Annotated in this window: 8 protein-coding genes; 3 read left to right on the forward strand and 5 right to left on the reverse strand. The window is 70.4% G+C overall.

Annotated elements, in window-relative coordinates; translation table 11 throughout:
- Positions 1-109: 109 nt before the first annotated feature.
- The 4 genes from ACWF94_RS27690 to ACWF94_RS27705 all read right to left on the reverse strand — a co-directional run bounded on the left by ACWF94_RS27690 (position 110) and on the right by ACWF94_RS27705 (position 4,051).
- On the reverse strand, positions 110-1,126 hold the full coding sequence (locus ACWF94_RS27690) for a dipeptidase (RefSeq protein WP_453494087.1): 1,017 nt from the start codon (positions 1,124-1,126) through the stop codon (positions 110-112).
- A gap of 188 nt (positions 1,127-1,314) precedes the next feature.
- Complete coding sequence (locus ACWF94_RS27695; protein ID WP_453494090.1) at positions 1,315-2,127, reverse strand: ABC transporter permease; 813 nt, start codon at positions 2,125-2,127, stop codon at positions 1,315-1,317.
- Positions 2,124-2,996 (reverse strand): ABC transporter ATP-binding protein, encoded by an 873-nt coding sequence (locus ACWF94_RS27700; protein ID WP_453494093.1) that lies wholly within the window; start codon positions 2,994-2,996, stop codon positions 2,124-2,126. The genes ACWF94_RS27695 and ACWF94_RS27700 overlap by 4 nt, the downstream gene beginning before the upstream one ends.
- A complete protein-coding gene (locus ACWF94_RS27705; protein ID WP_453494096.1) occupies positions 2,996-4,051 on the reverse strand; it encodes an ABC transporter substrate-binding protein in 1,056 nt (351 codons plus the stop codon). The genes ACWF94_RS27700 and ACWF94_RS27705 overlap by 1 nt, the downstream gene beginning before the upstream one ends.
- Positions 4,052-4,536: 485 nt before the next feature.
- On the opposite strand from ACWF94_RS27705, the gene ACWF94_RS27710 reads away from it, so the two are divergent.
- Positions 4,537-5,064: a DinB family protein gene (locus tag ACWF94_RS27710; RefSeq protein ID WP_453494099.1), complete on the forward strand. Its 528-nt coding sequence runs from the start codon at positions 4,537-4,539 to the stop codon at positions 5,062-5,064.
- 49 nt (positions 5,065-5,113) lie between these two features.
- Here ACWF94_RS27710 and ACWF94_RS27715 read toward each other — a convergent pair whose 3' ends face one another.
- The gene (locus ACWF94_RS27715) at positions 5,114-5,536 is read right to left on the reverse strand and encodes a hypothetical protein (RefSeq protein ID WP_453494102.1); all 423 of its coding nucleotides are present in this window, start codon (positions 5,534-5,536) and stop codon (positions 5,114-5,116) included.
- 271 nt (positions 5,537-5,807) lie between these two features.
- Here ACWF94_RS27715 and ACWF94_RS27720 point away from each other — a divergent pair, with 271 nt between their 5' ends.
- Positions 5,808-6,647, forward strand: a complete 840-nt coding sequence (locus ACWF94_RS27720; protein ID WP_453494105.1) for a MurR/RpiR family transcriptional regulator — start codon at positions 5,808-5,810, stop codon at positions 6,645-6,647.
- Between the two features lie 129 nt (positions 6,648-6,776).
- On the forward strand, positions 6,777-7,334 hold the full coding sequence (locus ACWF94_RS27725; protein WP_453494108.1) for a hypothetical protein: 558 nt from the start codon (positions 6,777-6,779) through the stop codon (positions 7,332-7,334).
- Positions 7,335-7,358: the final 24 nt, after the last annotated feature.

Consider the following 7,358-nt stretch of genomic DNA (forward strand, 5'->3'; position numbering starts at 1 on the left):
GCCCGTCCCTGCTCATCCCGCCCGCCGGGTCACGGGCACTTGTCCAGCATCCGCGCGATGCTACCAACCGTGGGAACGGACGGCGGCTACGGCGAGTGCTGCGGGCACCTCAGGCCCCGGCCGGCCGGAACGTCTGCCGGAACAGCCGCATCCAGTTCCCGCCGGACAACAGCGCGATCTCATCGGTGCTGAGGCCGCGTTCGGCCAGCGCCGCGAGCAGGCCCGGGAACGCCTCGGGCGACTGGAACCACGAAGGCCACTCCACCACGGGTCCGTCGCCGATCGGGATCGGGCTCTCCCGGCCCCACCGCCCCACCCGCCACCACTTGACCGTGTCCTTGCCGTAGCCGGTGTAGAAGTCGGTGCCGAACGCCACGTGCTCGACGCCGATCCGTTCCACCGTCCAGAGGATCATGTCGACGAAGTCGTCGAGGCTGGTGTCCACGCCGTCGCGCAGCATTCGTACGTACGGGCTCAGTCCCACGACTCCGCCCCGGTCGGCGAGCTTGCGCAGCACCTCGGTGGACTTGGGCCGGCGGTTCAGCTCCACCCCGTCGCCGACGAACTCGATGGGGTTGGCGTGGGTGATCGCGACCGGCGCCGAGCTGATGTCGATGGTGTCGAGGCAGCTCCGCTCCGAGCAGTGGGAGAGATCGATCAGTATGCCCGCCTGGTTCATCTCGCGGATGAACCCGGTGCCCACATGCTTGGAGACACCGTTGTCGTCGTCCTCCCAGCAGCCCGCCGCGATGCTGTTCTGGGTGTTGTACGTGAGCTGCATGATCCGGACGCCGAGATCGGCGAACACCCGGACCAGGCGTATGTCGTCCTCCAGCGGGGCGGTGTTCTGGAAGCCGAACAGCACGGCGGTCCGACCGGATTCGCTGATCCGCACGATGTCCTCGACGGTACGGGCCTGCGCGATGAGGTCGGCGTTGGCGGTCAGCAGGTCGTTCCACTGCCCGATGACCGACAGGGTCTCGCGTGCCGTCTCCCAGATGGCGAGGGTCACATGGACACAGCCGACGTTGCCTCGCCGCCACTCCTCGAAGCGCGCCCGGTCGGGCTTGCTGAACTCAAGGCAGTCGACGGTGAAGAAGACCGGATCGGTCGGGAGAGTGGACACGGTGGTGGAGTCCCTTGTTCGGTGGAATGCGGAGTGTGGAATGCGGAATGCGGAGTGTGAAATGAGGGGGAGTGGGGTGGGGTGCGTTCGGGTGGTGCCGGGTGCCGGGTGCCGGGTGCCGGGTGCCCGGCCGGGCCCGGCCCGGCTCGGCTCCGCTCGGTTCGGGGAGCCGGGCCGGGCCCGGTGTGTCACTTCCAGCGGACGACCAGGCGGCCCAGCAGTTCGACGCCGTAGTAGAGGAGAAGACCCATCACGGTCAGCAGGACCAGGGCCGCGAAGAGGGTGTCGGTCTGGAGGTTCCCCTGGGTGACGATCAGCAGATAGCCGAGTCCGGAGTCGCTGCCCACGAACTCTCCGACGATCGCCCCCACGATCGCGAACGAGATGGCCAACTGAAGCCCCGTGAAGAGAAACGGGACCGCATGGGGGAACCGCAGATAGTGGAACTCCTGCCATTTCGACGCGCCCATCGACCGCAGCAGGTTCCGTGACCCCTCGCCGGCCGCCTCCAGCCCCTGCACGGTGTTCACGACGACCGGGAAGAACGCCATCACGAAGGCGATCAGATACGACGGGGTGAACCCGGTGCCGATCCAGACGACCATCAGGGGCGCGATCGCGACCTTGGGCACGACCTGGGAGGCGACGAGCACCGGGTACAGCGCGCGTCCGGCCAGTGGCCAGGCGACGATGGCCACGGCGAGCAGGACGCCGACGACGGCACTCAGCACAAAGCCGAGCATGGTCTCGGCCAGCGTCACCAGCATGTTGTCCCACAGCAGGCCCCAGTCGTCCACCATCGCCTTCGCGATCTCGGTCGGGGGCGGGAGCAGATAGGAGGGGACGTCGAACAGTGCGACGTACGCCTCCCACACGATGAGGAGACCCACGATCATGACCGTCGGCGCGACACCGGGGGTGGCGGCGATACGGGTCAGGCGCCGGCGCTGGGGTTCGGCGACCGGGGTCGCGGCTTTGGCGGCCGGGGTTCGAGTGCTCATGGCCGGCTCCCTGGCTCGGTCGTGGCGGCGCCTTCGCGGAGGACGCCCAGGTCCTGGAAGACACCCGTCACGGTGCCTACGTACGCGGCGAACTCCGAGGACTCGCGGACATGCAGTCCCCTCGGGCGCGGCAGGTCCACCTCCATGTCCGCGACGACCCGGCCGGGCCGCGCGGACATCACCAGGATGCGGTCGGACAGGAAGACCGCCTCGCTGATGGAGTGGGTCACGAAGACCACCGTCGCGTCACGCTGCCCCGCCATGGCCGCGAGGTCCACCGCCATCTGGTCCCGGGTCATGGCGTCCAGCGCCGCGAACGGCTCGTCCATCAGGAGCAGCGCCGGATCGTGCAGGATCGCCCGGCAGATGCCGACCCGCTGGCGCATCCCGCCGGACAGCTCACGCGGGTAGCGGCTCTCGAAGCCGTCGAGGCCCACCTGGCGCAGCAGGGAGTGGGCGCGCTCGCGCATCGCGGTGCGGTCGGCCCGGCGTACGTCGGACTGGAGCAGGACGTTGTCGAGCACCGTGCGCCACGGCATCAGCAGGTCCTCCTGGAAGACCATGCCGAGGTCGGGGTGGGGCCCGGTGACCGGCACGTTCCCGATCTCGACCGTGCCCGCGCTGGGCGGCTCCAGGCCCGCGATCAGCCGGAGGAGCGTGCTCTTGCCGCAGCCGCTCGGGCCGAGCAGGGAGACGAACTGCCCGTGCGGAATGGTCGCGGTGACATCGCGCAGCGCCACCGTCGTGTCTTTCCTGGAGGTGTACTCGCGGTGTACGCCCCGTACCCGGATCTCGGCGGTGCGCTCGCTCCCGCGCCCGGCGCCGGTGTGCTCGCTCCCGCGCCCTCCGCCGGCGCCCTTGGCGGCCATCACTTGTCCGCCGGGAGGTACTTGTTGGTGTACATGTCGGTGGGCTTCTCATCGCCCTCGGCGCCGCCGTAGGTCTTCAGGATATGGAGCGTCTGCTTCCATTCGGCTTCCTTGTTGGTGCCCCAGGCGGCGTTCTTGTCCTCGCCCGGCACCAGTTCCAGCCACCCCTTGAGCTGGCTGCGGCAGAACTTCTCGGTGAGGGTGCCGCCCGACTCGGCCGCGACGAGGCGGCAGGACTCCTCCTGGTTCTTCGCGGTGTAGTCCAGACCTTGGCGGTAGGCGCGCAGGAACGCCGTGGTCGTCTCGCCGTTGCCCTTGAGGAAGCGTTCGGAGGCGACGAATCCGTGGTCGAGCACGTTCGCCCCGACGTCGGAGTACAGGATCGTGCGGGACTTCTTGCCCGCGTCCTCGATGGCGCTCGCGGCGTAGTAGCCCTGGCCGCTGATGGCATCGACCTCGCCGGCGAGCAGGGCGGCGAACTTGCCGTTGGCGGGCAGGTTGACGATGGTCACATCGTCCTTGTCGATGTTGTTGGCGGCCAGGAAGGCGGGCACCAGCGTGGAGTCGGAGCCGCCGGGGGTGCTGCCGATCCGCTTGCCCCGGACGTCGCCGGGCTTACGGATCGGGGAGTCGGCCAGCATGGTCAGGCCGGTGGCGTTCTTGTGCTGGACCGTGGCCACGGCCTTCACCGGCAGCCCGGCCAGCATCGAGTACGACGCGGTGGAGAGGTCCACCCAGCCCACGTCCGCCTTCCCCGTGCCGACCTCCTGCACCCCGTCCTTCGAACCCCCGGTGAGCTTGAGCTTGGTGTTGATCCCTTCCTTCTTGAAGTAGCCCTTCTTCTCCGCGACGATGAGGGGCGCGTGGTAGGCCACATAGCTCTTCCAGTCGAGCGCGACCCGGACGTCCGTCCGCCCGCCCGCTCCCTTGGCGCCCGGCTTGTCCTGGACGTTGCACGCGGTCGTACCGAGTGCCAGCGCACCCGCGATCACCGCGATCAGGGGAACGGTCACTCTGCGCTTGCGGGCAGTGCCAGTTGCGTGGGATGCGTGCATGGTTCCTCGCAGGGGGGGGCAGGGGGGATCTCGGTGCTTGATGGCAGCTTCAACGGCTCGGCGAAGCCACTATGAAAACGTATTCATCGCACCGTAGGGGCCGCCTGTTGTCGGCGTCAAGGTCTTGTCAATAGGAAATCCGACGGTTACCCGTAGGGGTGTTTACGCAGGTCAGAGCGGCTTCTCTGGGGAGGAGGCGGGCGCGGCGGCCGGCTCCGGCGCCTGACGGGTGCCCGACGGGTGCCGGACGGGCGCCTGACGGGTGCGCCGGAAGGGGCGGTGCTACGGGGCGTCACCCGGCGGCGGCCTCGGCCGTGATCCACCGGTGTGGTTTCGCAGGGGTCTCCGTTCGCGTGAGCCCGCGACGCTCGCGCGGATTCACCCCACGTTCAGCTCACGCGACGGCCAGTCGCGCGCCGTACCCCGATGCACCGCACCGGGCGATGTGACGGCTGCCCTCCGGGGCGGCGTGCGAGGATCGAACGATGAGGAATTCCCGTTGTGAGCTACTGCGTTGGCAGTTCGACATGACCTGGTCACTGTTCGAGTACCACCTGGAGCGGCTCGACCCCGAAGCCTTCCTGTGGGAGCCCGCCGACCTGACCTGGACGGTGCGCCAGGACACCGTGGGGAACTGGCTGCCGGACTGGGCCGACACCGAGCCCGACCCCGTGCCGGTTCCCACCATCGGCTGGGTGAGCTGGCACATCGGCTGGTGGTGGAGCACTGCCATCGACCACGCGGAGGGACGTACGCCCCGGGAGCGTACCGATGTCACCTGGCCGGGCGACGGACCGGCGGCCGTCGCCTGGCTGCGGGATCTGCGTACCCAGTGGCTGGCGGTCCTCGACCGGCTCACCGACGCCGATCTGGACGCCGCCTCCACACTGCCGTGGCAGACCCCGCCGGACAACACCGTGGGACACATGATCGCCTGGCTGAACGCCGAGCTGATGAAGAACGTCGCCGAGATCGGGCAGCTGCAGCTGATCCGGGCGGCCTCGAAGCCGTGACCCGGGGGACCACTCAGGGTGAACACGCCCTAGGGCTGAGCAGGCTGTTTCAGTCGTCCCAGTCGGACGTCTTCCGCTTGCCGCCGCGCCGCAGCCAGGAGAAGCCCATCCCCGCGTGGACCGCGTTGACGCCGAAGATGCCCGCCCAGACCACGACCAGGCCCTCCAGGTCGGCGTTCACCACGCCGATCGCGGTGAGCGGGATGGCCAGGATCATCGAGATGATGCCGAAGCCGAAGCGTTCCCCGAAGTTCGGGTCGCCGGACGACTGGGGGCGGGAGCCCCGGGCCACCACCATCTGCTGTTCGGCGAGCTGGCGGCGGACGCGGCGGTCCACCGTGCCGTCGACGCGCTGTTCGACCTTCTCCAGGAAGGACTCGACGAGCGCGGACTCGTACTCCTCGCCCAGGTCACGGCGGGCGTGCAGGGTGGCGTCGAGCTCCTTCTTGAGCTCTGGGTCGCGGGCTTCCATGGCGTTTACGCTACGGGCTCGGGCCCTCCGAGTCAGTGGGGGTAACCCCAGTCTTTCCCCTACGGGTAGCGGTCGGTGCCTCCCGTGGGCGGCCCAGGTCGGTGGCGCTTGCCCGGGCCGCAGCGGGCTGCATATGGTCATGCAGAGTTCTCGGTGACTGAATAGGCTGAGTAAACCGCCGTGCCGGGGAGCGGTTCGCGGACCCCGCGCCGGCCGACGCGCGGTACAGCCGGCCGGGCCGGAGCAGGAGACACCCGATGAGGGGGATGGCATGAGCGAGGGCCCTGCCGCACGACTGCAACAGCTCTTCGAGGGCCACCGGCTCACCCCCACCCAGCGGCGGATCGCCCACAGCATGGTGCGCCGGGCCGCCGACGCGCCGTTTCTGTCCAGTGTGGAACTGGCGGAGGTCGCCGGGGTCAGCCAGCCGTCCGTCACCCGCTTCGCCGTCGCGCTCGGCTTCGACGGCTACCCGGCGCTGCGCCGGCACCTCCGCGAAGTGGTGCCCGCCGCCACGAGCGCGGCCACCGAGGACGTACTCAACGAGTATCAGCAGGCCGTCCGGGCCGAGATCGAGAATCTGCGCCAGTTGTCCGAACTGCTCGCCGACCCCGCGCCCGTCGAACGCGCGGGCAGGCTGCTCGCCGCCTCCCGCCCGCTGCCCGTGCTCGGCTTGCGCGCCGCCGCCGCGCAGGCGGGGGGCTTCGCCTATTTCGCGGCCAAGGTCCACCCGGACGTACGCCTGCTCGACCAGGGCGGCACCCTGCTCGCCGACCGGATCGACACCGCCCTCCGCGCGGGCGCGAGCGCCCTGCTCTGCTTCGCGCTGCCCCGGCACCCCCGGGAGGTGGTGGAGACCCTGGCGTACGCCCGCGCGGCCGGGCTGACCGTGGTGACGGTCGCCGACTCGGCGTTCGCCCCGGTCGCGCGCCACAGCGATCTGCTGATCCCGGCGGCTGTCGGCACCGGACTCTCCTTCGACACGGCCTGTGGGCCGATGCTGCTGGGGCGGGTGCTGCTGGAGGCCATGTGCGACGAACTGCCCGACGCCCAGGCCCGGCTGGAGGAGTTCGACGCCCGTGCCGCCGCCCGGGGCCTGTTCGTGGACTGACCGCCTCCGTACGGCCCCGGTCTGTCCCCGCTTACCCCCGGGTCTCTTCCCCGGTCGATTCTCAGACGGCCCTCAGGAAACGGCGCTAACCTGCCCGCCCGAACAGGATCTGCCGGGAGGAGTACGGACGTGGGGCGCGGGACGAAGTCGCTGGCGAGGGTGGCGGTGGTCGTACGGGCGGGGGCCGCGCCCCTGTGGTGGCTGGGGCTGGTCGCCGCAGGCGTCGGCATGCTGCTGCCCGGACTCACCGGGCGCCGGATCGGCGCTCTGACCGGGGCTGCGCTGTTCCTGATCGCGGCTGCCGTCACCGCCGTCGTACGGCGGGGCCGCTACCGGCACTTCGCCGACGCCGCCGTACGCGCCGGGCGCACCGACTTCCTCCAGGACCGCCGGGTGACCCTGCGGGAGTGGCGCCGGGCCCGCCGTTGGCTCCCCCCGCTCGCCTTCCTCGCCGCCGTGGGCAGTTCCTTCGCCCTCCCGGCCGCCGGGGGGCTGCTGCTCGCGGGCGTGGGCGCCGGCCTGTGGGCCAAGGCCCTGTGGCTCGGCCGCCTGGAGCGCGACACGGAGACCCTCTACTGGGTACGTACGGACTGGGCCGCCAAGGGCCCGGTCGGGCGGCCGGTGAAGGGCTTCCGGTCCACCGGCATCGCGGCCGGGGACGCCGCGCCCGGTGGGGCGCGGCGCTGAACGCCTCCGGCGAGGGTGTGCGGC

The organism is Streptomyces sp. NPDC055078 (assembly GCF_053607985.1).

What these genes read in the sequence shown, in the direction of transcription:
- ACWF94_RS27715 (WP_453494102.1), bottom strand. Translation starts at nt 5,536, where the DNA reads ATGGAAGCCCGCGACCCAGAGCTCAAGAAGGAGCTCGACGCCACCCTG.
- ACWF94_RS27700 (WP_453494093.1), bottom strand. Translation starts at nt 2,996, where the DNA reads ATGGCCGCCAAGGGCGCCGGCGGAGGGCGCGGGAGCGAGCACACCGGC.
- ACWF94_RS27720 (WP_453494105.1), top strand. Translation starts at nt 5,808, where the DNA reads ATGAGCGAGGGCCCTGCCGCACGACTGCAACAGCTCTTCGAGGGCCAC.
- ACWF94_RS27710 (WP_453494099.1), top strand. Translation starts at nt 4,537, where the DNA reads ATGAGGAATTCCCGTTGTGAGCTACTGCGTTGGCAGTTCGACATGACC.
- ACWF94_RS27705 (WP_453494096.1), bottom strand. Translation starts at nt 4,051, where the DNA reads ATGCACGCATCCCACGCAACTGGCACTGCCCGCAAGCGCAGAGTGACC.
- ACWF94_RS27695 (WP_453494090.1), bottom strand. Translation starts at nt 2,127, where the DNA reads ATGAGCACTCGAACCCCGGCCGCCAAAGCCGCGACCCCGGTCGCCGAA.